Annotated in this window: 15 protein-coding genes; 7 read left to right on the forward strand and 8 right to left on the reverse strand. The window is 50.4% G+C overall.

Translation table 11 applies throughout. The features are described from left to right. The first annotated feature begins 3 nt into the window (after positions 1–3). Positions 4–1,944 carry an ATP-binding protein gene (locus ABEA14_RS09435; protein ID WP_345339711.1) on the forward strand — a complete coding sequence of 647 codons (1,941 nt, stop codon included), beginning with the start codon at positions 4–6 and terminating at the stop codon, positions 1,942–1,944. Between the two features lie 58 nt (positions 1,945–2,002). Here ABEA14_RS09435 and ABEA14_RS09440 read toward each other — a convergent pair whose 3' ends face one another. Beyond that, positions 2,003–2,677, reverse strand: a complete 675-nt coding sequence (locus ABEA14_RS09440) for an OmpW family outer membrane protein (protein WP_345339712.1) — start codon at positions 2,675–2,677, stop codon at positions 2,003–2,005. A 172-nt stretch (positions 2,678–2,849) separates the two neighbouring features. Continuing rightward, positions 2,850–3,869, reverse strand: a complete 1,020-nt coding sequence (locus tag ABEA14_RS09445; RefSeq protein ID WP_345339713.1) for an aldo/keto reductase — start codon at positions 3,867–3,869, stop codon at positions 2,850–2,852. Between the two features lie 200 nt (positions 3,870–4,069). Between ABEA14_RS09445 and ABEA14_RS09450 the strand changes: the two genes are divergently transcribed. Beyond that, on the forward strand, positions 4,070–4,936 hold the full coding sequence (locus tag ABEA14_RS09450) for an AraC family transcriptional regulator (protein WP_345339714.1): 867 nt from the start codon (positions 4,070–4,072) through the stop codon (positions 4,934–4,936). Between the two features lie 99 nt (positions 4,937–5,035). On the opposite strand, the gene ABEA14_RS09455 is transcribed toward ABEA14_RS09450, so the two are convergent. Next, positions 5,036–5,587, reverse strand: a complete 552-nt coding sequence (locus tag ABEA14_RS09455) for a lipid-binding SYLF domain-containing protein (protein ID WP_345339715.1) — start codon at positions 5,585–5,587, stop codon at positions 5,036–5,038. 190 nt (positions 5,588–5,777) lie between these two features. Between ABEA14_RS09455 and ABEA14_RS09460 the strand changes: the two genes are divergently transcribed. Continuing rightward, positions 5,778–6,200 (forward strand): hypothetical protein, encoded by a 423-nt coding sequence (locus ABEA14_RS09460; RefSeq protein ID WP_345339716.1) that lies wholly within the window; start codon positions 5,778–5,780, stop codon positions 6,198–6,200. A 53-nt stretch (positions 6,201–6,253) separates the two neighbouring features. On the opposite strand, the gene ABEA14_RS09465 is transcribed toward ABEA14_RS09460, so the two are convergent. After that, positions 6,254–7,258, reverse strand: a complete 1,005-nt coding sequence (locus ABEA14_RS09465; protein ID WP_345339718.1) for an MBL fold metallo-hydrolase — start codon at positions 7,256–7,258, stop codon at positions 6,254–6,256. 398 nt (positions 7,259–7,656) lie between these two features. Here ABEA14_RS09465 and ABEA14_RS09470 point away from each other — a divergent pair, with 398 nt between their 5' ends. Continuing rightward, complete coding sequence (locus ABEA14_RS09470; RefSeq protein ID WP_345339719.1) at positions 7,657–8,328, forward strand: thioredoxin domain-containing protein; 672 nt, start codon at positions 7,657–7,659, stop codon at positions 8,326–8,328. A 72-nt stretch (positions 8,329–8,400) separates the two neighbouring features. On the opposite strand, the gene ABEA14_RS09475 is transcribed toward ABEA14_RS09470, so the two are convergent. Further along, positions 8,401–13,578: a choice-of-anchor J domain-containing protein gene (locus tag ABEA14_RS09475; protein ID WP_345339721.1), complete on the reverse strand. Its 5,178-nt coding sequence runs from the start codon at positions 13,576–13,578 to the stop codon at positions 8,401–8,403. A gap of 206 nt (positions 13,579–13,784) precedes the next feature. On the opposite strand from ABEA14_RS09475, the gene ABEA14_RS09480 reads away from it, so the two are divergent. From ABEA14_RS09480 to ABEA14_RS09490, 3 genes are all read left to right on the forward strand, one after another. Further along, positions 13,785–15,611, forward strand: a complete 1,827-nt coding sequence (locus tag ABEA14_RS09480) for an ethylbenzene dehydrogenase-related protein (RefSeq protein WP_345339722.1) — start codon at positions 13,785–13,787, stop codon at positions 15,609–15,611. Continuing rightward, the gene (gene rrtA / locus ABEA14_RS09485) at positions 15,608–16,309 is read left to right on the forward strand and encodes a rhombosortase (RefSeq protein WP_345339724.1); all 702 of its coding nucleotides are present in this window, start codon (positions 15,608–15,610) and stop codon (positions 16,307–16,309) included. Before ABEA14_RS09480 ends, rrtA begins: the two co-directional genes overlap by 4 nt. A 176-nt stretch (positions 16,310–16,485) precedes the next feature. Continuing rightward, positions 16,486–18,738 (forward strand): putative bifunctional diguanylate cyclase/phosphodiesterase, encoded by a 2,253-nt coding sequence (locus tag ABEA14_RS09490; protein ID WP_345339725.1) that lies wholly within the window; start codon positions 16,486–16,488, stop codon positions 18,736–18,738. 48 nt (positions 18,739–18,786) lie between these two features. Here the strand turns inward: ABEA14_RS09490 and ABEA14_RS09495 are convergent, their stop codons facing one another. From ABEA14_RS09495 to ABEA14_RS09505, 3 genes are all read right to left on the reverse strand, one after another. Then, complete coding sequence (locus ABEA14_RS09495) at positions 18,787–20,184, reverse strand: alpha-amylase family protein (RefSeq protein ID WP_345339726.1); 1,398 nt, start codon at positions 20,182–20,184, stop codon at positions 18,787–18,789. Positions 20,185–20,551: 367 nt separating this feature from the next. Further along, positions 20,552–21,649: an HD domain-containing phosphohydrolase gene (locus ABEA14_RS09500; protein ID WP_345339727.1), complete on the reverse strand. Its 1,098-nt coding sequence runs from the start codon at positions 21,647–21,649 to the stop codon at positions 20,552–20,554. A 12-nt stretch (positions 21,650–21,661) separates the two neighbouring features. Beyond that, positions 21,662–26,278, reverse strand: a complete 4,617-nt coding sequence (locus ABEA14_RS09505; protein ID WP_345339728.1) for a transporter substrate-binding domain-containing protein — start codon at positions 26,276–26,278, stop codon at positions 21,662–21,664. Positions 26,279–26,469: the final 191 nt, after the last annotated feature.

Below are 26,469 nucleotides of genomic sequence, written 5' to 3' on the forward strand. Positions count from 1 at the left end.
TAGATGGGGAAGTTAATTCGGTGGTTTGCACGCCTGCAATCAAGATTGATTGTTTATATGGCGTTCAGTACGTTTTTACCCCTGATTTTTCTCGGAAGTGCTAGCTACTACCTATCAGTCACAGGCCTTACCCACCAGGCAGAAAACCTGACAAAAGAGATTATTGAAGAACGCGCATTGTCAATTGAGCATTTTACTCGCGGCGCTGCTCGCCTTGCTTACAACATCAGCCAAAACGCCACCGTCAACTCGCTGCTGGAAACCCTGACGACACGAGAGCCCAGCGGTATTGAGAGACTAAAAATTCAATTTCAAATTGAAGAAGAATTACGGGTACTGCTCAACACTAACAGTCTTTTGGCACTTGAGATCGTGGTGGGCGACACCATCCTTGGTGTTGGAGAGACCTCCGAAAATTACACGGATAAAGCCCTGCTTGCAGACTGGCAGCAACGTTGTGAATCAACTGAGCTCTCTCTGTGCTGGCTCGGGCTAGAGTCAAACCCCCATGAGCAATCCAATGAAGGGCTGATCATTCCAGCACTCTATCAGATCAAACGATTTGATGAAGCATCTGCAAGCTATATCAGCGCGGGTAGCTTAATTCTGAAGTACTCGGTGGGTGCCTTCTACGATTTCACCTACGCCAAAAATCAATCGATGATGTACCACACCATTCTCGATGGTAAGAACCGCGTGGTGTATCACCCACTGCAGTCCCGTATCGGCCGCACGATGCCAGAGTTAAAACTGAACGACATTTCCGATACTACTGGCCAGGAAGTGGTCACCTATGAGGACGAAATTGCGCGTGCTGTAGTCAGTCAGATACCCAACACAGACTGGCACATTGTAGGCATCATTCCACTTAACACGCTGGAAAAAAATGCCATATTAATCAGCCATCTTACCCTTGGATGTCTGGCATTCTCATTGGCATTGATGGCCATCACGACTGTGTACATTGCTCGTCGCGTGATTCTACCGATAAGAAGCATCACGGATAGGAAAAACGACCCCAATGAAACCGCCAGCACTGTTTTTATCGATAGTCAGTATTCAATTACTGAAATCAAGCGGTTGGTGGACTGGTACAACGCTTACAATCAGGTCGTCAGTCAGGAGCGTGAACAGCAGCGTGAGTTAGCCAAAGCATATGAACGCCTGAAAAAAACTCAGAACCAGCTGATAGAAAGCGAAAAAATGGCAGCGCTGGGGAACCTGGTCGCCGGTGTCGCCCATGAGATCAACACACCTCTGGGCGTATCCATTACTGCCTGCTCCATGGTCACTGAAAAGACCAAACAACAAACTAAATTGCTTGAATCCGGCAAGATGAGAAAGAGCGAGCTGGAGAACTACCTTAATGAGAATTTAACTGCTCTGAATCTCGCCCATGACAATCTGCATCGAGCCGCGCAGTTGGTGCAAACCTTCAAACAGGTAGCCGTCGACCAACATCAGGAGAGCAGGCAGTTATTGAACCTGGAATGTGCGCTCAATGATGTAAAACGAAGCCTGCAGCCACAGTTCAAAAACTACCAAGTAGAATTAGAAATAAGCTGTGGTAGCAATCTGCAGATGATGAGTTACCCGGGCATTCTATGGCAGGTTTTCTCTAACCTGATCATGAACTCTTACAAACATGGCTTCACTCCCAGCGAAGCGGGCAACATAACCATCGACGTCGCCGAACAGAGCGACCATCTACTGTTTACTTACAAAGATGATGGCAAAGGAATCGCCACAGAGCACCTTGGTCGAATCTTTGAGCCTTTCTATACCACTAAGCGTGGCGACGGCGGCAGTGGCCTGGGTCTGCATATTATCTATAACCTGATCACGCAAAATCTGGCGGGTGAGATCCACTGTGACAGTGCTGAGGGGCAAGGTGTTGTGTTTGAGATCCGCCTGCCAAAAGAGTCGCCGGAAAAAAGCGAATAGATCTAGGGCATAAAAAAGGCGGGATATACCCGCCATTTTGCAAATGCTTCAGCCCTGTCTAAAAGCGATAGCCGACACTGGCCATATACACCCAAGGATCGATATCTACGCTGACACTGGCTTTGGAATCACCTACTTTAAAGTCGGCATCGGTGCTGATATCGATGTAACGCGCCTGGGCGTTGATAAACCAGTTATCGTTTAAGCTGTAATCAGCACCAAGCTGAGCCGACCAACCGAATGAGTTAGACAAGTCCAGGTCGTTGAACCCTTGCTCTTTGCGGCTACCAGTGAACTCTTCATCAAAGAAGATGGTGTAGTTAAGACCTAAGCCGACATAAGGACGGAACTTGGTCTGGCTATCACCAAAAAAGTACAAAGCAGACAAAGTCGGTGGCAGATGCGTCACTTCAGCCAACTTGCCGTCACCCAAACCCAGCTGTGAGTTCTCCAAATTTACATCATGGGTAAAAGGTGTTGCTGCCAGCAGCTCAACCGCAATATTGTCTGTCACCATGTAGGCGAAGTTAAGACCTAACTGCGTGTCGTCATCGACGCCAACGCCCATATCGGTAGAGCCTAAACCATCGACCCATACGTTACCTGAGCTATCGTCTGGCGACACGTTGATGATACCGCCACGCACCAACCAATCTCCCGCTTGGTGGGCCTGAGCAAGTGGAGCTGTAAGGAGTAATGCGCTGAGAACACTAGATGCAATTATTGTTTTCATTGTGTTAACCACTTGTTGTTATTTCGAGGCGATTATCCAGCGACTAACTGGTAGAACATTTGATCTGAATCAATTGACTCAGATCAATTAACTACTCCCATCACAAAACATGAATCCTCTATCCATATTCAACAAGTTAGCCCTCCGGTCCAACGGGAGGGCTGAATCACCATCACTCCTCCACTGGCTCTGGTGTGTCAGCAAATAGTGAAGAGTGATGGTCAACAGGGTACCGAGCCCCCGATACAGATAAATCACTGATAGCGTTAGTCAATGAGGTCAATTCCTGATTAGACAGCACAATCCCACTAGCCCCAGTATTCTCATTTAGACGGCTGATTTTGCGCGTCCCGGGAATCGGCACGATGGCCGGGTCCTGTGCTAACAACCAGGCCAATGCCAATTGGGCAGGCGTACACCCTTTTACTTCAGCCAGATGCATCACAGCATCCACCAGTGCCAGGTTCTTTTGCAGCGAAGCCTCTTCAAATCTGGGGTTGTTCAAACGCCAATCATCTGATTGCAGGTCCTCCCTTTGACGAATTGCGCCCGTTAAAAAGCCTCGTCCCAAAGGGCTATAAGGGACCAAACCTATGCCGAGCTTCTGACACGTGGGTAACACTTCCGTTTCAACTTCGCGGCTCCACAATGAATACTCCATCTGTACCGCTGAAATAGGGTGAACTTGGTGCGCCCGCTGAATTGTCCGATGACTGGCCTCAGATAATCCCAAATAACGTACCTTTCCAGCTTTCACTAGATCAGCCATGGCCCCGACGGTTTCTTCAATGGGTACCGATTGGTCAATACGGTGCTGGTAATAGAGATCGATGTGATCAACCCCCAGACGCTTGAGGCTAGCGTCACAGGCCAATTTGACATACTCCGGCCGACCATTTACCCCTACAAACTCGCCCTCGGTTGTCCTTGCAACCCCAAACTTTGTTGCCAGTTGAACCTGTTGACGTGCACTGGGGTTTTGTTTGAAAAACTGCCCTAAGAGCAGCTCATTCGTATGAGGACCATAGATGTCCGCGGTGTCCCAAAAACTAACACCAATATCCAGTGCATGTGTCAAAACTTCCATGTTTTGCATTTCATCGCTGCTGCCATAAAAGTCAGACATGCCCATACAGCCCAGTCCAACAGAAGAGACTTCTAGACCATTATTTCCAAGTTGACGACGTTTCATACGTTTGCTCCCGATAAGGTGATGAATCGCCAACAGTATTGATAGTCGCTGCGATTTGTTGGTAGCACACTTCTCCGTATTGTTTGCCTAATCCTCCAAACCCTTGGTTTATGCCTAATCAAGCTATTTACACAAGGTCTTTTCCCGTTAAGCTCAAATCGGCAATGGTTACCGCCCCTAAATGACTGGGAGAGATATCTGTGACACCTGAGCAACGCAACCGGTTGGTCGAACAATTGGAGATCCTCTTACCCGACGAAGGCCTCTACCCGTCGCTATCGGATGGCATTGAGCTAGTTCGTAGTAATCACGTAACCAGCAGGCAAGCCATCATCTATCAGCCTATCTTGTACATCGTGCTGCAAGGGAGTAAGCAGAGCTATTTGGGTTCTGAGTGCTATCGCTATGATCCTCTCAACTTTCTAGCATTGTCGGTACCACTGCCTATGGAAGGGCATGTAATAGAGGCTTCTCCAGAAAAGCCTTATCTGGCAATAAAAATTGGATTCACGAAAGAGATGATACTGGAGATGATGGTGCAAGTGCCTGCGATGCAAGAAAATGTTTTGGCGAATCGAGGGGTATGCGTCAGTCCACTGACAGAGCGAATGGAAGACGCGCTCGTGCGACTAATAGATGCCCTAACTGACACAAACAGAGCGAGTTTATTGGCCCCAATGGTGGTCAAAGAGCTTATCTACTATGCCTTGCTCGGCCCTCAAGGTGCGCAATTGGCCGCCTTCGTAACACAGGGTAAGTACCATGAACGGATCGCCCATGTGATCAATTACATCCAATCTCACTATGCCGACCCATTAGATATCGCCACACTCGCTGGTGAGGCAAGTATGAGCGTCAGTTCACTCCATCAGCACTTCAAATCAGTCACCAACGTGTCACCTCTGCAATACATAAAACAAGTAAGGCTTCATCAAGCCAAGGAGCTGGTTTCTATGCCTCAGGGAAGTATCAGTGATGCAGCATACAAGGTAGGTTATCAAAGCCTGTCTCAGTTCAGCCGTGAATATAAGCGCATGTTTGGCGTGCCACCGAGTCAGTCAGCTTGAGACTGCCTCGGTGGGCAAGCACCCCGAAATACACCCGTCGAAGACACGTTTTAAGTTATTGCACTGAACAAGGTAATTCCGATATTACTGATGTAAGCCTTAATTCAGCTCATCACTTTTCCAGTACTTAGCGCCTTTCGCCGTTGCCTGTATCGCTAAACCAGCTTCTGTAAGTTGATATACGGTGACGTCACCAAATTTCGCTCCGCCGCTGGCTTCACCACCCTTATCTTTGGTTTTTGCAGCAGCATCCGCTTCACCGCCAAACACCCAGCCATCCTCAATAAATGAGTTCAAAGCTGCTTTGGTGTGGAATACGAACAGGACACGGTAATCTTTAGCACCTAGTCCTAAACCGACACCACCCTCACCCATCTCCATGTAGGTGATCTTGCCTGTTGAGTTATCCTTCGCCATGCCATAACCGCCACCACCAGCAACAAAAATTATATTTACCTGGGCATTGGAAAAGGTCGCGTAACCCGCTGCGGTACTCATCAATTTCTTGGCCGCGGGTTCCTGTTTGTAGACGGCGCTAATAACTTCCTGATTCATTTTTTGAACTTCAGCCCTTTGCTCCGCGGGTGTAGAGCCTTTGGCTGAACATCCCACCAGAAACACAGCAATTAGCATGGAAAGTACTTTTTTCATTGCTTCACCTTTTTAGTCAGGAGACACTTTTCGGAGCCTCGCTCCTGATGAAAAGCATAGTCAAGATTTTGATTATTCTTCAGTTTGGTCAGTTCAAACCAGAGATTTACACCTTCTCCTTGGGAAAATACTCGTATAGTTAAAGGGAAGCCGATAGCAGATGTCTTTAACGGCATGAGGTAGCTCATAGATGAAATTTGAAGCTCACGGCCAATTTGATTTCTCGGTGAAGAACCATGTGCTGATTGTTGAGGCTCGAGGTCCGTTTAATCTCGAAGCGGCAAGAACCTTTGAAGTGGGCGTGAAAAAAACCGTAACAACTTACTTAGCTGGTGTTAAGTGGGCGATGCTCGCTAGGCTGCATGGAGATGGTATTTACACCCCAGACTCGCTACCTCTATTGCAGTCGCTGCACCTGTGGCGGATAAAGCACGGTTTGAGACGCATCGCTATTGTCTTTGCGCAGCCAGAATCTAAGGCGATCTCTTCTGTCATCGAAACGCAGTTTAATAAGGTCTACCAAGCATCGGATGCAGACATCTGCCTGCAACGCTTTTTCGATACTGACCAAGAAGCACAGGCTTGGCTGTCTGAGGAAGGATATCCCTGCTAACTTTTGACCGGCCTCGTATCTCAGCGGTTCTCCATTAAACCTGTAGATTCACATTACTGGCTCGCCCACCGTGCGGTATTACTTATCTGTTTCTGCAGGCCACTCATGGGCATGACGACAAAGTTATCAAATGTTATCTCGGTAGGTTGTGGGGTACTTTTTAGTTGGTCATTGAGCAATGCCAGGTCTTTAACACTCAACGCCAGCGGTGCTTCATTGGGCTGATAGAGGGTGCGGATGGGGTAATACAATCCCGGTGTTGTGGTCATCTCGATATGACAACCCAACACTGCACTTACAGGCTGTTCGTTAGTGAACTGATACAGACGCTGAATACTGTCACGGTAATCCTGCCAGTGCTTCACATAAATCAAACCCGGGTAGACCGTATCACCAGTCAGCAGCCACTGAGTTTCCGGATCATAGATGGCTATCGACTCCTCTTGATGACCTGGGATTGGAAATACGGTCAAGGTTCGATTACCCAACTCAATGGTCGCCTGCCCCTTTGGCCAATTATCGAACCCAAAGAACTGGGCCATCTGTTTTGCTTTGGGCGATACCAAAGTCACCCCTGCCAATCCGTTAAACTGTGCATCACCCGCGTAATGATCACCGTGACTATGGGTATGAACCACCAACCAAGGTTTACTCTCACTGTCCTTGTGTTTGGATACCAGACGTTTAACGGTTTGGTAAAGCGGCAGCATGACCTCATCATCGGTCGGTCCGGTATCTACCAGCAATACCTTGTCATCTCCGATAAGCAGATAGAGAAATGGCGCTTCAAAACTGATGCATTTGCTGACCCTTAAGATGTAGCTGGTCTCGCTATGCTGATAGACATCAACGGCAGTGTCTGGCGTTGCCATGCAATCTTGCTCACCGTGAGCCCACTTCTTTTCCAGCAGGGGTAATATCGAATTAGGAAAATCTGCACGTGAGCGATTTTGCTCGACAGTGATCTCAATGCGTGCATCCAATTTAGGTGGAGCACTGCAGGCTGTAAGCAGCAAAGCCATGATCTGCACCAAAAATGTCAGGCTGAGAGTTTTCATTCTTTTCCTTCGATATCACTCATCTCGTTCGCGATCAGAGTACCGATAGCCTGCCCAACAAGTGATTAAGAAACGTAACAAAACGCTACATGCGTTTTTGGCTGTAACGGTAAGTAGTGTTTAGCAGTAACTGGGGTCTGTTTTAGCAGTTGAATTTAAGATGATAATTATTAATGCTGTTTGCTTGAGAGCAACTTAAGTACCGTCGTGTTCCGCCATACTAATGCAGTAAGGAAATGCCATTAGTCACCGCCTAAAAGGACTTTTCAATGATTCGATTTCTGTTTACCGCTTTCCTGCTATCCAGCTCTTCCCAAGCATTTGCTGCAGACAAGCAGCCAGAGACCAATCCCCTCGTCACCAGTGGTATATTTACTCGTGTGCCCCCAGGTGACGTCATGAAACACCTGGATGAAGAGTCAGTAAAGTCACCGCTCTACATCTTTATGAGCGTTGATGGCAAAGGCTGCCGCTATTGCGAAGATTCTCAAAAGATACTCGAAGGCATGACAGATAAATTTGACCAAGGCTATCGTCATATCTATGTCGGTTTTAACAGTTTAAACGAGGTCAATGACTACCCAGAACTAAAACAAAAGCTCTTTATTTCTGGGCTACCCGCATTTTATGTCTATTACGACAAGCAGCTTGCCAATATGCACACGGGTGCTTTTAGAACAAAAAAAGGCACAGAAGACTTCTGGAAATTTGGAAAGTGGAACATTCTAAACACCAATGGCTCAGTTTTTCACACCGTAAAAAGTGAGCCGGACCTCGCTGCGATGCAATTTCATAGTGCCGTCACCTTTTACCGATATGGAGGGGCGCGCAAATACAAGGCGCTTGCCATGACAGTATCCGGTTATAAGTTTAAGTTTGGCGAAGGCAGAAGCGAAGTCTCCCAGACAGAAGCAGATTTAGCGGCAATAGAAGACTGCCTAAAATACCAACTAAAGCAGGCCAAGATGGAATGCAGGCTGGTCGCTTCAGGCGATCAAATAATACCCGGTGTTTTTAACCCAGATATTACCGAACGACTTGCGCTGTACATGAACCTAAAAAAGAAATAATCAGTTTCCAACCAATAGAAAGGGCGCCGAAGCGCCCTTTTTTGATTCAATTTTAACTGCGATTAACGCTGTTTATTTGCGCTTTTTCACAGCAAACACGCGGCGACAGAACCCAGCCAGCATAGCGAAAATGATCATGCCGTAGCCGGTAGAACCGAACAGGCCGTCATCGTCATCATCGCTGTCAGTGCTTGGTGTGCCACTGTTGTCAGAGCGCTCCGTCAGGGTCGCATCAACATACACCAAACGGTGATCCGAGCTGGTTACACCAGGGCCAACCAGACGGTACAGTACGTCTGCGCGGCCAGGCCAGAACACTGCGGTATGCTCAATCTCGAATCCGAAGATAGATGGCAACACATAGTCAGCACGCATCTTCCAGTCGGCGGTATGCATCGGTGCATTTTCGTTGCCTGCGTCGTTCTCTTCACCACCGGTGCTCATCGGTACCATGGTGCCGTCGATATACGCACTTTCGGTCAGCAAGCTAATGGGGTCACCGGTCGCATCGCCCTCAACGGAAGAGGCATTCAGGTCACCCATAATCACGAAGCGTTGGTTCTCGCCCAAACCACCCGTGTTGCCATTGTCGTCGTAGATATAGTCAGACAGGCTGGCATCTACGTAATCACGCCAGAAACGGGTTTCGTCGTGGTTGCGTGTGCCGTTGCGGTCCTCTTCACCATCAAATACTGGCGGTGTTGGGTGGCTGGCCAGCACGTGAATAACTTCGCCATCCACTTCTACTGGCACATCCCAATGGCTCTTAGAGGAGAGACGGAATACGTCCAACGCTTCGGCGCTGTACCAGCTCTCACCTGTTTCAGGGTCTACCGGCAGCATCGCATCCGGCATATCTTTCCACAGGAAGTTCTGGAAGGTACGTACGTTTTCAGTCTGGATCGGGTAGCGAGACAGTATCACCATGCCGTATTGGCCAGGGAACTCACCAAAGCCAAAGGCATCACCGGGACCACCGACTTCACCGTTGTTATCCAGGTCCACGCCGCTGGCGATACCGGTATTCGATGCCGCCAGGAACATGTAAGGATATTCGATGGGATCAGCACCGTTCTGGCTCACTTCCAGGTAGTTCTGTTTCAGCGCGTCTACGGCAGAGCCGTCCGCTACATAATCGAACTCGTTTAGCAGCAGAATATCAGGGCGAACACGTTGAATAATTTCGGCAACGTTTGCGATCTGCGGGTCGTCACCGGCTAACGCGTCTTCCAGGATCTGGCCTTCGCTGCTGCGGTTAAGGTAGGCATTAAAGGTTGCGATACGCACATCGCCAGTCATTACAGGCACTTCTTCCTGCGTAGACTGCAGCACTTCAACCAGATTCTCTCGGGTGCTGACCTGCTCAGTGCCTTCTGTGTCAGTCACTGTCAGCGTCACAGTGTAACTGCCCGCTTCACTGTATGTGTGAGTGGATTCAGCGTCTGTCGACGTTTCACCGTCACCAAATGCCCACAGATAAGTGTATGGGGCAACGCCACCAGAAACTGTGGCCTGGAAGCTGACGGGTTCAACAGTGGTATACAGGGTTTGACCCAGTGAGAAGTTAGCTTTCAAACCTTCCTGACCGTAAGTGCTAACGAAGCGGAAGTTGTTTACACCGCTACGACGACCTTCACCGCTCCCCGTGCCGGTTGAGGTGTATACGAAGGCGACGTGAGCCTGCCCCGTGTACCCGGAAACATCAACGGTGTAAGGGTTCCAAGTGTCTTCCACCTCGGCAGACTGGTCAATCTCCAGTTTGGTCCAGGTGACACCTTCCGCCTGCGGATCATCGCTGCCACTGTAGTTGTTGGAGATGTAGACCTCCAACGCTGGGCCACCGTACTTGGTGTAGATCTCAAAGGTGATCAGGGCATTCTGCCAGTTCAGAATGTTCAACTCTGGTGAAATCAGCCAGTCGTCACTTGGGCCATCAGCACCGTAACCGCTGATGATGGCACCCAGATCGCCGCCACGCTCTTCAACTTTCCAGTCTGCATTAGAGCTACGAGAGTAAGCTTCGAATGTACCCAGGTTATCCAGGCTGTTGAACTTCTCTTCCAGGATTTCGTTTTCAAGATATACACCGTCGAGGTTCTTAGCGATCTTGGCGTTGGCAATACCTATGCCTGCACCCTGACCACCGCCGGTGCCCGTTGAGGTGTAATGGAAAGCGACATGCACAGTGCCTTCGTAACCCGCCAGGCTGATAGGACCGATACTCGCCCACTCTTTGTGGATAGCGGGCAACTCAACGTTGAGGTCAACCCAGGTCGCTGTCGCCGGATCTGCGCCATCGGTGTAGTCAGTAGAGACCATCACTTTCAATGCTGGACCTGAGTACTCCTGGAAGTAATCAAATGCCAGTGTGGCTCGGTCATCTGCGGTCAGCTCTGCGCCAGGGAAGATCAACCAGTCATCGCTGGCAGCATCTGCACCGTAGCCGTTGATGTAGGCAGCAGGGATCTCGTTTTTAGTCACTGCGTCCCAGTTCGCGGTGCTCGCCGCATTGTGGTTAGTCCAGCTTGCTGGTACGCCACCGGCCATGGAGTCACCCACGATCTCAGAGGCACTGTAATTACCGCGCACAGTGATGTTATCAACCTGCCAACCTGCGCCATCACCGCCACCGGTACCGGTTGAGGTGTAGTGGAAGGCAAAGTGCACCGGCTTACCGCCGAAATCGATTCCGGAAATGTCGACATCTGTCGCTTCAAAGCTCCAGTCATCAATAGACACTTTGGTCCAGCAAACAGCTGCATCCGTGGTTGAACACTCTGGAATATCAGTCCAGGTGCTGTCATTAGGGTTTTCACCCAGGGTGTAATCGGTCGAATATTTCACACCCAGTACCGGGCCATCGTAACGGGTACTGGTCTCAAATGAGAGTGAGGTATCTGAGTAGTAAGACAGATCCAGCGCAGGCGTGATCAGCCAGTCATCTGATGCTGTGTCTGCACCGTAACCATTCATGTAAGCCCAGTTACCTGTGGTGCTGATAGCCCAGGCCGCGTCACTGGCGGCATCATAAGCGGTCATCTCACCGAGAGAGCCCAGTTCAAAGTCTTCAGAGAAGATGCGTGGTACCGGGTTAGACAGGGTGGCTGATGCCACTTCATTACTATGGGTAGACAGGCCAGCCGCGTTATATGGACGGATGCGGTAACTGTAGGCCTCACCTTCGTTCAGTTTCTCGTCGGTGTAAGTGGTGGTATCCGCTTCAATGCGCCAGGTCAGAACCGCCCAGTCGCCATCACCCACTTTGCGCTCTAATTGGTAACCCACTTCATCAAAGCTGGCATCGTCGTTCCAGCTCAGTTCAATCTCACTGATAGAGATTGGCGCAGCTTCAATAGTGGTGGCCGAAACTGCGGCGGTGTCAGCGATGTTAGAAACCACAGCAGTCAGGTCGAGGTCGAAGCTCATATCTGAGCTGGTACCACCAGACTGGTGAACTTCTACCGCAATCACGTTGTTGCCAGCAACCAATAGCTCTGGCATCAAAGCGTATTCGTAATAAGTGGTTTCTGCGCTACCACCGATACCGCTGGCGGCAGGTGTCGTTGAAGTGATATCACCACCGGGCATGTTACTGCGGGCTGCTTCCTGGCCGTTAATGTAAACCACGGCACCGTCATCACGCAGAATGCGCAGGGTCAGTTTGATCACATCTTCCGGCTTGGCAATGGTGAATGCACGACGGAAGTAAGTGGTGATGTGTTTGTTATCCGCATCGTCGCCGTAACTGATTTCAGTTGTTTCGTCGCCGTCACCGTAACCCAGTTGTGCATTACCCTGCGCCCAGGCAGCGTCGTCAAACCCTGTGGTTTGCCAGTCAGCGGGAGAAGAACCGTCGTCCAGGTACTTCCACATCGCACCAGAGCCCACCAGTTGCAGGTTGTCGATATCTGCGCCAACAAAACCTGTCGCAGGCAGGTCCAATACCGCACCTGACAATGGCTTCCACAGCGGCAGATCACCGGCCACAGCAAATGCGTCTGCATCCTGCTCGGCCTGGGTCAGTGGTGTGACCGCGTCTGCGCTATACGTGTCTCCTGCCAGGTCTTCATGCTCAGATCCAAAACGTACCGTGTGGATCTTCATATTGGTCGGCGACGCGTGAATCAGTTTGAACTGCCAGAATGAACCGCTATCCATGGTCCACGGCTTATCATCATCGGTTGGGCGAGTCGGTGCCCCCCAGCTACCTTCACCGATAATCATGGTGCCGTTGGCATCATCACGTTTGAAGTCCTGGTAACTGCCTTCGTCGCTACTCAGCACCACAGGGAAGGTGTACTTCGCCATGTGGGTATCTGATTCGACGATCAGGTTGAAACCCTGGTCACGGAATGTTTCTGCCCAGGCTTCAATACGACCAGTACCTTCCGACTTACCGCTGGTGTGCGGACGCATTGGACGGTGATAGTTACCGAGTTTCCAGGTCGCCGTCGACGCCGTTGCATCAGCTTTAAATGAGGTGGTCTGCGCATCCCAGGCATCACTGTTCTGGTCGTCATATGCGCCATAACCAACACCTGGCTCAGATTCTGAGTTTAGTGTGAAGATATCTAACATGCTACCGCCCACACTCAGCTTATAATAGCCGCTCTGTGGTAAGCCAAACACGTAGTTCAGCATGTCGTAAACATCATTTTCGTGGTTACCGTGGCTCGCCACGATCGGGTACATACGACCATCTTCGCTGCGCGTCAGCTGCCAGTCCTGCAGCCATTGCACCCACTGCTCGTGGTCACCATCATCGGTAAAGTCACCGTTGAAAAGTACGAAAAGTGGACGTGATGCAGCAACCAGCTTGTTACCTTCCTGGCGTGGCTCAACGTTAGTACGCGAGTCACCACCGGCAATAAAGGTAAAGTCACCAGGCGTTGCTGGCGCGGTCTTAAACCATGAAGTATCACTACAACCTTCGCTGTCACAGATCTGGAAGTAGTATGCAGTATCAGCCGTCAGGCCAGTCAGATTGGCAAACCAGGTTGTCAGCTCAACACCGGCATCATCATCTGGATGCACGAAGGTTTTGGAACCGTCATTGGCATGTACCGCCCAACCGGTGCCGTCAGCAGCGGTGCCGTAGCGAACCTCGGGGTTTGTACCACTCACCTGACGCCATCCGATGGTAGCGGTCGAAGTGGGATCATCAGTCCAAGCGATGCGCGGTAAATCGCTTGCGGCCATTGCTGGTTGGGCTAATCCCGCCATCAACAAAGGCAGTAGACGCATTTTCATACGTTTCTCCACGTTTTATTAGAATAAAGAGTTATTCACTCCAGAGACGCGGGGAAGCTCGCAGCTTACTGTTACAGTTGCGTTTCTTTAATGTTGCACTCCAGTTATGTGTGACAAATGACCGGGAGATCCGACCTGTCATATAAACTTCATGGTATGTCTCTAGACTGCGCTGGTTGATGTGATTTGAAGTCCAGAGATCCCCCGTGAAACCAGCACAACCCAACCGAGTGACAGAGAATTCCAAAGTCAGTAAAAAAGTGACCGCCCAAAAGGCGACCAGAAGAAAGGCGACCAGCAAAAAGGTAAAAGGCAGCAAGTTGCCCGTATGGTTATCTCACCTGCTTTGGTTACCCGCGCTTATCGGCCTGTTTGCCACCGGACTACAGATCTCCGCATCTAACCAACTCGAAAGCAGCGCTCACGCGATCCGTCAGTACCTGCCAATGGGTGAAATGCATGAGTGGCACCTGTTGTTTGCCGGCGCTTTTCTCACCGCTACCCTGCTCTATCTGATCCACCAGGCAGTCAGTGGTCGCTTCCAGCGTCTAAAGCTCAAAGGCAAAAAACTGTTTTTAAACGCAGAGACCGTTCTGAGAGGTTTGATCTGGCTCGGTCTGATTTGTCTTCTGATCTCTGCGGCCACCGGTTTGACCCTTTTACTGACCAACAACCGTGCAGCGGAGCTAAACCAGATCCATCACTTCAGTGCCTGGGCCTGCATCGTGTTTCTTGTGCTGCATATTCTTGTCGCGGTACTGGCACGCAAATTTACTGGCGCCTTGACGGTTTTTATCCCCCGCAAACCTCTACCGTCATCTTTAGTATGGGTAGGCGTTGTCGTGTTGGCAGTGCCTGCCACGCTTTACGCCCTGACACCATCCACTCAAAACACACTGCAGGTTGTATTCACTCAGCAAGCCATAGAGCTGGACGGTGAAGCGCGAGAAACCGATTGGAATCATGCCCCCTCGGTATCGGTAAAAACCTTTAATGGTCGCAATCATGAAAATGGCAGCGTCATCGTGAATGTCCGGGCGCTGCATGATGGCGAGTATGGCTATTTCCTGTTTGAGTGGGCCGATAAGACGCGCAGTCTCGCGCACCTCCCTTTGATAAAAACTGACGAAGGCTGGCGGGTTCAGCAAACCGGCGCGGGCAAAGCCGATGAAAACGAATTCTATGAAGATAAGTTCGCGGTGATGTTGTCTCGCACCAGTCAGCTGGCAGGGGCCGGAACTGTACACCTGGGTAAAAAGCCACATAGTGAACGCCCTGCATCCATGGGCGGACGCGGTTTGCACTACACCACCGACGGTTCCATCACTGATGTCTGGCATTGGAAAGCGGTACGCACCGGCGGTATCGGCCAGGCCGATGACAATCACTTTGGTCGCCCGCTTCCGTCCAAGTCCGAGTACAAACGTTATACCGGTGGTTACCAGAAAGATTTGGATTGTGAACACAAGGTTCGATTTGAGGGCAATGACTTTCGCCTTAAGCCCGAGTGTGGCGGCTATCTGATGAACTGGAAGATCTATTCAGATGAGATAGTCCAACCACTGCGCCTGCCCAAGAACCAGCAGGTGTTGGCACGCATGGGCACACCAAACATGGATCCATCCCAATCGGATCAAGGTCGCTGGTGGTTGGCCTGGAACGATACCGTACGCTACTCACCTGACGCAGATACATTCCCTATCGGCACCGTGATACCGTCGGTTATCTCGCTGGGACGTTTTACCATGGGCCGCGGTGGCGTCGATGCAGTTGGCAGCTGGAACAACGGCAAATGGACACTGGAACTGCGCCGCAAGCTTCACTCGAATGACCAACACGACCTGCCCATCGAAGACGGCATTTATCTTTGGATGGCCGCATTTGATCATTCACAAACCCGGCACACTTACCATATGCGCCCGCTTAGGCTGGCAATGGAACAAACTCCAGCCACTGGACTATCAGTTTCAGGGCAGGCAGTTGCAGGGCAAGCAGCGACTGGAGATTCAGCAAAAACACGTGCGTCGCGATGAAACGATGGCTGGCTGCACTCACGACCCCACTGGCCGGTGCTAAGTCTTTTGCAGGAGCTAAGTCTCTAGCGGGGGAAAAGCTCTCGGGTTACCTGTTTGTTGCTGGCTTACTGCTCCTGCTGACCCTGTTGCAACTGTTTCAGGACGACCTACTGCCCCAGCTTAGACTGGAGTTAGCACAAGGCCTGCTGCAGTCTGAAACTCAGGGGACAAACCATCGTGTTGATGTTCGGTTTTGCCAACCCTGGCGGTTATTCACCGCACACTGGTTACATGCCAACTGGTCACATTTTTTGCTGAATATCGGTTCACTAATCGCCGCGTTAAGCTTGTTTCCAGAGATGACTCGGCTATCACGATTACTGCCACCACTGCTACTGTGCCCTATCGCCGTTAGCCTCGGCTTAGTGCTTTTTGATACCAGCAACCAGTGGTACATAGGTTACTCGGGGGCTTTCTACGGTTTACTTACCTGCGCGGCGGTCCAACTGTTCGGACGTAACCCGTTCGCGCCTTTTGTGCTGCTGTTTGTGATCGCCAAAATCGGTTGGGAGCAAACGTTAGGTCCATTGCAGAGCAGCAGTGAGCTGATGCCGGGACAGATCGCGATTCAAGCACACCTTTATGGCGCTATTTGTGGCGTTCCACTGGGCCTTCTGAGCAGATTCATTCTCGCTAAATCGTCATCTGAGGCTTAATCAACGCCACGGCATTCAAGTGATGGCCTAACTCCGATCCGGTTAGCTTAGGTGCGTTTGGCAATTATTATTGCCATTGTTTGATCTCAGTCTCCTAGTTTATTCGCTATTGCTTGAATATCTTTAGTGGTTATCAGGTCCTTTATACGAATAGCCAAAGTAGTAGAGGTTAGGTTGTGAATAGCCAAAAGCTTCGCGCCCTGAAAAAGCGCACCAGTGTGTTGTACGGGATCATGCTCGCCATGGCGCTGCTGCTCAGTGTCGCAGCGATACATACCGTATCGAGTATTAATCGGGATACCAACGCACTGGTCTCAAACTCAATACCTGAGCTGGAAAAGCTGGGATATTTTCGTGCCGCCATTAAGGAGATGGAGCAACAGCTTTATCAACTATACGCCACCAGTGATAACGACTACTACGTTGACTTTGAACGCTTACAGATCGAAACCGATGACTTCGTGATGAAACAGAATGTCGGCAATGATATGTACGTGCTCGACTTAAGCCTGCTGAAACAACATGCCATCGAGCTCAACCAGAACATGCAGCACGCCAGTACCGATTGGGATCTGGCCAGAGCCCAGTTGGCGATGATCAGCGAGGATGTAGCCGTACTCCAGGAACGTGCTCAGCAGCTAATGAAGCAACGCTCAGCGGATATCAACAACACGATTATGCATGTGCAGGATGATCTGGGTTTGGCAAGAATCTGGGCGGTGGTATTTGCCATCGGTATTGCAGTGATTGCCGCATTCAGCGGCCGACTGGTGTTTGGTTTTCTCAGTGCCGCCAGCAAAAACGAACGCTTGGCAAAATACCCCAAACGTAACCCCAATCCCGTACTCACTGTCACGGAAGATAACGAGATCGTTTTCAGTAACGCCGCCTGTTATCAGTTACTTGAACAGGCTGGCCTGGCCCCAGAAAACTTAAACGCTTTACTGCCAGAAAAGCTGGACCACTATAAGCAGCAGATCCTTAACGACTATGGGCTGCGTTCACAGCGTTTCGAATACCGTTTAAACCAAAAACACCTGCTCTGTTCTATCGGTTATGTCGACCAACAAAAGCAGTTTGACCTGCATATCAGCGATATCAGTGAGCTCAAAACCGCACAGGAAGAGCTTGAGTTTCTGGCCCACAATGATGCCCGCACCCAGCTACCCAATCTGTATTGTCTGACGGGTCGCCTGGAGCAGCAGTTTGAGCAGATGCCAGAGCAGCCTGTGGGGTTAGCGGTATTTGAGATCCAGCGTTTTAACCAACTGGTGTCCGGTTATGGTCATGAGCAGGTAAATACCATTTTGCTGCAGATGAGCAAACGTCTGCGCAGCCTGCTGGATGAGATCCGCTTTGATGGCGAGATTGAACTCTATCGCATCAGTAGCCGTGCTTTTGCCCTGAAGATCTGGCCGTTTTCATCCCCCACAGAATTAGCCGAAGTAGCTCAACAATTGATGACTCGGGCCGCAGACCCACTGGATACCGACTTTGGTGAGTTCCAGCTGGAGCTGGAGATGGGGATAAGTCACTTCCCAGCGCTCGCCACAGATGCCAGTAACCTTATCCTGCAGGCAACCACAGCCTTGGATGAGGCTACGGTATCCAATCAAACAATTGTGCACTACCACCCCGACATGCTGGACCATCGCCAGCAACGTCTGACCATGGAGGCACAGCTTAGAAAAGCGATCGCCAACTACGAGCTGCGACTCTATTTCCAGCCGCAGATGGACATAGCCACAGGAAAAATCATCGGTGCCGAAGCCCTGCTACGTTGGCAGCATGGTGAAAACATGGTGTCACCCGTGGAGTTTATTCCGGTGGCAGAGCAAAGCGGCCTTATCATAGAGATCGGCGAGTGGATAATTGAGCAGGCCTGTCGTGTTGCCAAAAACCTATTGGATGCAGGCCAAGCCATTCCCATCGCTATCAATATCTCAGCCCGTCAGTTTCAACATCCCGAGCTGTATCAACAGATAGAGCGAGCACTGCAACGTCACCAACTACCTGCTGAACTGATTGAACTGGAGATCACCGAGAGTGTTGCCATGCATCAGCAGGATGAAGTACTGGCGGTACTGAACCGATTCAAAGCCTTGGGGGTGGGTTTATCCATCGACGATTTTGGCACTGGTTATTCATCACTGGCCTACCTGCGCCAATTTCCGGTCAACAAGCTGAAGATCGATCGTAGCTTTATTGTTGAGATGCTTGAACAGAGTGAAGACGAAGCGTTGGTGAATACCATCATAGGTATCTCCCATCACCTGCAGATGAAAGTGGTGGCCGAAGGTGTTGAGACCGAGCCACAATTGGCACGTTTGAAAGAGATGGGCTGTGACACCCTGCAGGGCTATTTATACAGCCGCCCACTGCCTGAGTCTGACTTTAACCAGTTTGTGAAAGCTACCACTGCGAGCTGACACAAAAAAGGCGGACATCTGTCCGCCTCTCTCATACCTGTTTATCGATTAATCTTTCAGCCACATTCTTGCGCTGCGAGGCGGCAGGTAGAACTTATGCCAATCGCTGCTGATATTCTCTACATTGGCGCCGTTCAACGTATCGCGGTAGTTGGTATACCACCAGAGGCCTGAATTAGCGGTGCTCACCCTGGCATCATAACCACTGCCACACTTGTTGATGCCCACAATACCCATGTGGTCACGCTTAAACAGAATATGACAATCACTGTGACTCAAGATCTGCATGCCAGTGCCTTGAGTACCATTGTGGAATCGCAACATGCCCTGGATGTCACCACGTTTATAGAAGTCTACCCAGCGGTTGTCACCACTCTCATTGTTATCTGAATAAATCAGCGGAGTACCGCCGTCTCGACCCAGCACGTATGCATGAGCCAGGTGCTCATTAGTGCTATCCATCAGCTGGTAACGGAAGCCGTCATTAAGCGGAATATCATGCGTAATAGCGAACGTAATGGCACGAGAGCCTTCCAAAGCCTGACCGTAAGCGCCAGGGTCAACCAACTGATTCATGCTGCCGCCGAAGTTGAGCGCGCCGCGGATGGAAGCAAACAGCGGGAAGTCATAGGCTGCGTGATCGGTGTAGTAAAGATAGGGTCCCAGGAAGTTGTCATAATCACCATTACCTGAACCGCCCGTGGTAATGATCTCGCCAAATACATGCATACCTGACTTAATGTCCGAAGTGAACACCGCATTCAGATGATACATGCTCATATGTTTAGCTGCGTCGACGCGGAAGCCTTTCACGCCCATAGATTTGAGGGCATTCAAATAGGCCTTCTGCTGAGCAACCACCCAGTTATTTGGATCCAGATCCGGTAGGCCGCGATCACCATTGCCACCACACAGGCGCCAATACTGAACGTTACCGGGATCGTTGTAGTTGGAGATACAACCTTCAGGATGGAAGTCGTTTGCCCCCAGAAAGTTGTCGAGCAAGTCGCCATACACTATCTGCTGGTTGTAGTAGCCGCTATTTGCCGCATACTGGTTCAACACTTCCGTACCTGGATAGTTCAGGTCTTCACGTTTCCAAGTCTCATTCGCCATATGGTTGAAAACGATATCGGCATAGACTGAAACACCGACAGAACTCAACGCGTTGATCATCGCTTTAAAGTCCTGGGTGTTACCAAGAGGATTATCAATAACACGATAATCCTGGGGCTGATAGCGCGCCCACCACTCATTACCTGATGATTTATAGGCAGGTGACACCAATACTTTCTTGTAGCCTAGATTGGCGATCTCTTGTGCTTTAGCCGCCACATCTGAGTACTGCCAGTTAAACGCGTGCAAGATAACCTCAGCGGAAGAAGATGCACTGAAGCAACCCAAGCCAAACAAGGCTGACAGGGCCAACTTATTGATAGATTTCAAAACACTTTTCCTTTGTTTGTGTAGTTATTAGTTTTTAGATTTATAGTCATACGCCTTTTCCCTGTGGACGCAGGGCGCACTCATTTGGTGCGCAAGGCAGCGGCGATAATGCCTATTTTTTAACCGCCTGTTTTTGAAATCTGTCACATTTATTTAACACGGTATTTTTTAAATCAAGCACACTGTTACGGACACGAGGGAATGCCGTTTTCTATCCTTATGAGCCGATTAGAAATTTGCGTTTACATACCTCCGTCCGCCCATTTTCAGCGCCCACAAAAAAACCAGCGAGTGCTGGTTTTCAAATATCCGTTTGTTTCTGAATCAGAGCTGATAAGCCTAATTCCGCTGGTCCACCGGTTTTCGGCTACTCGTAATCATCGTCGGCATATTCTTTGGCGATCTCAATAAACCTGTCTTGAATCGCTTCAAAAACATCAACGACCGCCGGATCAAAGTGTTTACCCCGCCCATCCAGAATTATTTGAGCCGCCTGCTCATGAGTGAAAGGAGGTTTGTATACCCGACGGCTAATCAGCGCATCGTAGCAATCGGCGACCGCCATCAACCGAGCAGATACCGGGATCTGCTCTTCTGATATTCCCTGCGGATAACCACTGCCATCCCATTTTTCATGGTGGCCGTAAGCGATCTCTTTGGCGACACAAAGAAAATCTGAGCTGCCATACTCACTCTCGGCATTCTCCAGCGCCTCTTTGCCATACTCGGCATGTTTTTTCATCTCTTCCCATTCGGCAGCATCAAGCTTGCCGGGTTTGAGAAGCACCGCATCGGGCACCCCCACTTTACCTATGTCATGGAGCGGTGCGGACTTAAACAGCAGGTCAATGTACTCCTCGTTCAGCTGCTGTTGAAATCTGGGGTGATCAACCAAGGCTTCCGCCAGAGACTTCACATAATGCTGGGTACGGCGAATATGTTTGCCGGTTTCGTTGTCACGGGTTTCCGCCAATGACGCCATGCAATAGATAGCCACGTCCTGGGTTCGCGCGATCTCCTCAGTTCGCTCCTGGACTCGCTCTTCCAGCAGAATATTCTTCGCTTTTAACGCCTGTCGGGACTTAGCCAAAGCTATATGGGTAGATACCCGGGCACGCACGATTGGCGGACTGAATGGTTTAACAATGTAGTCAGATGCACCCAGTTCAAAGCCATGCATCTCAGAATCTACATCACTTTTCACAGTGAGAAATATCACTGGAATATCTGCTAATGCTGGCGTGGCTTTGAGCTGGGCGCACACCTGGTAACCATCCATGCCTTTCATCAATACATCCAGCAGGATCAGATCAGGTCTGAAACCATCATTAATCCGCTTCATTGCCTGCTCGCCACTCTTGGCGACAGAGACCTGATAGTGCTCTCCGAGAAGTTCAACCAACACATCTATGTAGAAGGTTTCATCATCAACAATAAGAACACGTCCCGTGGCTAACTGCTCCATTTCGCTATTTCCTTACTCTGCATGACTCAAGGTTTCAGCAATGACATCTCTAGCTTTATCAAACTCGAACTCGTTAATAAGATCGGTGAGCTGGGCGGCGAGACGTTGGTCCAGTTGAGACTCCAACTCTTTCACCATCCCTTTGGCGCTGGGATCGCCCTCTTTCAACAAACGCATCAACGGGCCGAGCAACTCATTCAACTGGTCGGGGGGAACGACGATTGTGGGCGATTCCTGCTCATTTAGTTCATCTTCTTGCTCAGTTGCGACCTGTTCAGCCAAGGCATCAAACAGTTGCTGATAAGCATCTTCAAATGCCGACCATTCAGCCAAAGAGAAACTGAATGACTCGACCTGGATCCGACTCTCCAACCTCGCCCCCGCATGTTCCAACGGTTTGGCGCCAATGTTTCCTGCGACGCCCCTCAAGGTATGCACCGCTCGGTGGACCTCTTTAAGGTCACCACACTCAGCCGCTTTGCGGATATGCAGCAGTTCATTACGATGGCGTTGGAAGAACTCACTGACCAACTTCAGATAAAGCTCAGGGTTTCCACCGACTCTTGATATGCCCCATGCGGTATCCAGCCCTTCTATCTTTATCTGCTCTGGCTTGGGTAAGGCTTCTTCATCGTTGGCCACAGGGTGGCCAACATCAAGCCACTGGCTAAGCACCTCGTATAGACGTTTTGGATCTATGGGTTTAGGGATATGTTCATTCATACCCGCAGCCAAGCACCGTTCCCGGTCGCCCTTCATCGCATGGGCGGTCATGGCCACGATGGGTAAATCAACAAAGGCGGACATTTCGCGGATCTTTTGAGTTGCGGTGAAGCCATCCATCACCGGCATCTGAACATCCATCAACACCAGCTCGAACGGTTGTTTGGCCAAACAGGCAATCGCCTCCTCACCGTTCCCTGCAACCGTAACCTGCAACCCCATCAACTGAAGAAGCTCTTCAGCCACCTGCTGATTTACCGGATGATCTTCTACCAGCAGCACCTGGCCCTTGAGCTGTGCTTCAGCCGCGTCACTCTCGACAGAAGCGGTCCCCTGCTCACCAGAAAACAAGCGCACTATGGTGTCAAACAGCAACGATGCGTTCAGCGGTTTAATCAAGAAGCCATCCAGTTCAGCCAACTCGGCTTCCTGTGCCACATCTTCGCGTCCATAGGCGGTCACCAGAATCACCACCGGGTTATGGACCAACGGCAGATAACGGATTGCCCGGCACGCTTCAATGCCATTCATGCCCGGCATCTGCCAGTCCATCAATACTAATTGATAAGGAGTGCCATCCGGCTCACTATTGGCGCGGTGAACCAGATCTATCGCTTCCGAGCCACTGGCAACGGTATCAACCTTAAATGAGAAGGAGGTCAGCATTTCATGCAGCACCTGACGCGCACTGGCATTATCGTCCACCACCAATACCCGAATGCCCCGAAGATCAGGATCCACACGAAATACGCTGGAGGAGTCGGTATCTGCATCGGCTAAGGCAAGTGTCAGGTTAAAGCCAAAAATGCTGCCTTTACCCACTTCGCTGGAGGCGTGGATCTCACCACCCATCAGATCCACCAACTGTTTGCTGATGCTAAGCCCCAGGCCGGTACCACCATGTTGCCGGGTTCGACTGCCGTCTGCCTGAGTGAAGGGCAAAAACAGCTTTTGCAGCTGCTCAGACGGTATGCCTACACCGGTATCCTTGACTGAGAATGCCAGTGTGACATGAGAGTTTGTCAGTTCCTTCTGCCTGACCTTTACAATCACTTCACCACGTTCGGTAAACTTGATCGCATTTTGCGTTAAATTAATCAGCACCTGCTCTATGCGCAGAGGATCACCAACCAGTTTATCCGGCAAGCCAGATTCAATATCCAGCAGTACTTCAATCCCTTTTTCCGCGGCCTTGGTCGCTAACAATCCCGACAGACTGGCGAATATCTCCTGCAACTGAAATTCAGAATCCTCTATTTCCAGTTTGCCAGCTTCTACTTTGGAGAAATCCAATATGTCATTAATAACACCCAGCAAGGTCAGTGAAGCGCGGTTTATCTTCTCGGCGTAGTCCCTCTGTTTATTATCAAGCGAGGTTTTGAACATCAGGTGGGTCATGCCAACAATGGCGTTCATTGGCGTGCGGATCTCATGGGACATGTTTGCCAAAAACTGGCTTTTAAAGCGACTTGCCTGTTCAGCCGCCAGCTTAGCCTCAGCCAGGCGCGCCCGGCTCTCCTTCAGACGATCTTTTGCATGATTAAGCTTCCGATTCCAGATCAGCACAACCACGATGATAGGCAGTGCGATGGCACAAGTGATAATGATCGCCCGCCAGATCTGATAGTGATTGGCGTGATGCTCAAACTGCACTGAGAACCAACGGTTCTCAATCGCCTTACGTTGGTGATCAGAGAGAGAACTGATCGCTTTGTTAAGAATGGGAATAAGCTCTGGCCAATCTTTTCGTACCGCTATCGACTGAGCAAACCGATAGGGTGTGGGTGCCGCGACTTTAACATTGCGAATACCGAGTGCTTCCAGTGTCCAGGCTGAACTACCGAGAATGCCTATATAAGCATCCACTTCGCCGCCACTCAGAGCCAACAGAGCCGCTTCACTGTTGTTAAAGGCCTTCATCTCCAGGTCAGGATATTCGGCACGCAGGATATCTTGGATCGCATACCCTTCGACAACAGCAACTCGCTTATCCAGAAGGTCATTCATCTCGGTGACAAATCGCGTGTCATCGTGCACCAGGATCATGTATGGGTGTTCCATATAGGGTTTGGTGAACAGCATCTTCTGGCGTCGTTCAGGGGTAGCTCCCACCGCCGCCAACATATCCAATTCACCCTGCTCAAACGCGGTCATGGTCTGTTGCCAATCGAGCGATGTCACGGGCTCAAACTCCACTTCCAGATTACGGGCCAGCAGTGCCATGATATCGGCAGATATGCCGCGATAAGCGCCATCTTCGACAAACTCGAACGGAGGCCAGGCATGATCAATACCCAAACGCCAAGTGCGATGCAGCTCCAACCATTGCCGCTCATTGTGGGACAACATAATGGGGTTCAGGGTGAACTGTTGTGCATCATCACTGATCCAGCGCTTATAAATCTGTGTTCGATTAGAGACATCGATGCTATCCAGCGCTTTGTTCAGTATCCCAACCAAAGGCTGCCATTGCGGGTCCTGGTGCACAGCAAAACGTTGATGAGCAGGCTCATACTCGGGGTCACCACTAAAGGTTAAATTAGTCAGCTGCAGGCTGCGGGAAAACCAGGAGACCACGGCTTGGTTTCCGATATACGCATCCACCTGACCAAATGAGAGCGCCTTTAATGCATCTTCTGTGGAGGGATAAACATGGACATCAATCTGGGGATGGCTACTTCGGATCTCATCGACCAGATAAAAGCCCTGCTCCAGCGCTATTTTATGACCATGCAACGAAGTCAATGATTGGAAGGGTGCCTGATCGCTGCGGCTGACAATCACCTTAATCGCGCTGAAATAAGGCGAGGTAAACCATAACTCCTTACTACGATCGGGCGTTTTCACGATAGTCGCGCCCGCCTTAATATTGCCCTTCTCCAGCGCCGATACCATATCGCCAAAACTACCAAAGATCCGAGGCTCAAAGGTCACACCCAGCCTCGCTTCCAGCAGTGTCAGGTACTCTTCCAGAACCCCAGTAAGTTCACCGCTGTCATCAACAAAATCCACAGGTGGCCAGCGGCCATCAACCCCCAGCGGGATAACAGGGTGAGCCTCTAACCAGGCGATCTCCATTGCACTCAAGCGAGCACGGAATTTGTCCTGTTCAGTCGCCTGAGTTTCATGGCGCATATATTCCCAATGAAACCCACTCCACTTGGCGGAAATCGCATCCTTCTGCTTGTTATCGATCTGGACAATATGACGATCCACATACTTGAGCAGCGGCAGATTATGTTTGCTGATTGCTGCTCGGTACGGACGTCCGTATAGCGCCGGCATAATTGGCTCAAACCTGACGGTTGAGGGGTGATGCTTGAGATAAGTTGCAAGATAGAGTGGCTGGGAAACAAACAGTTCGATTTCACCTCGCGCTGCTGCTGAGAACAAGTCGCCATAACTATCGAAGGTGCGCAGATCGGCCCCCGGGTAATGGCGCTCAACCCAGTCGTGATGGAAGCTGTTGCGGGTGACACCAATGCTGTGATTTTCAATCGCATTGGCGGAGGGCAAATTAACCTGCGCGGTGTTGAAGTAGAGAAAATATTCACTGTGTAGGAGAGGCTTCGAGAACACCATCTGCCGGGCACGTTTTTCGTTTTCGAACACCCCCGCAATCAGATCGATCTGACCATCAACCAACCAGGCCTGCGTATCAGCGTTAGAGCCGCCAACAAACTCCACCTGTGTACCGGCCACCTCGGCCCAGGTACGCCAGTAGTCGACCAGGATACCACTGGCCTCTCCATGCTCATTTTGATACTGCATTGGCGCACTATCGATTCGATAGCCAATACGAAGTGGTGCAGCCTCACTGGCATCGACACTTAGCGGTATCCAGAGCGTAATAAGGACAGCTATTAAGCTAACAACGCAGCTCCCCAAAGCACGACGTAATTCCATTTGATTCCCTGTCTCTGCCGAAAACTAACCTCGCCCAAGTCACTTAACGCGCAGCAAGGTCGGTCCACAAACCAGTTCCTATTGTTAGCTAACAATAGCCGGAAAAAGTCGACAGATGGCAAGTTTTTTGACATTTTTTAGCCAATTCCGCCCCGGTATCGCGCCTTCCCCCGTAGCTGAGTATTCATAGT

Origin of the sequence: Corallincola platygyrae (assembly GCF_039544265.1) — a bacterium.
In the GTDB taxonomy this organism is placed as follows: domain Bacteria; phylum Pseudomonadota; class Gammaproteobacteria; order Enterobacterales; family Neiellaceae; genus Corallincola; species Corallincola platygyrae.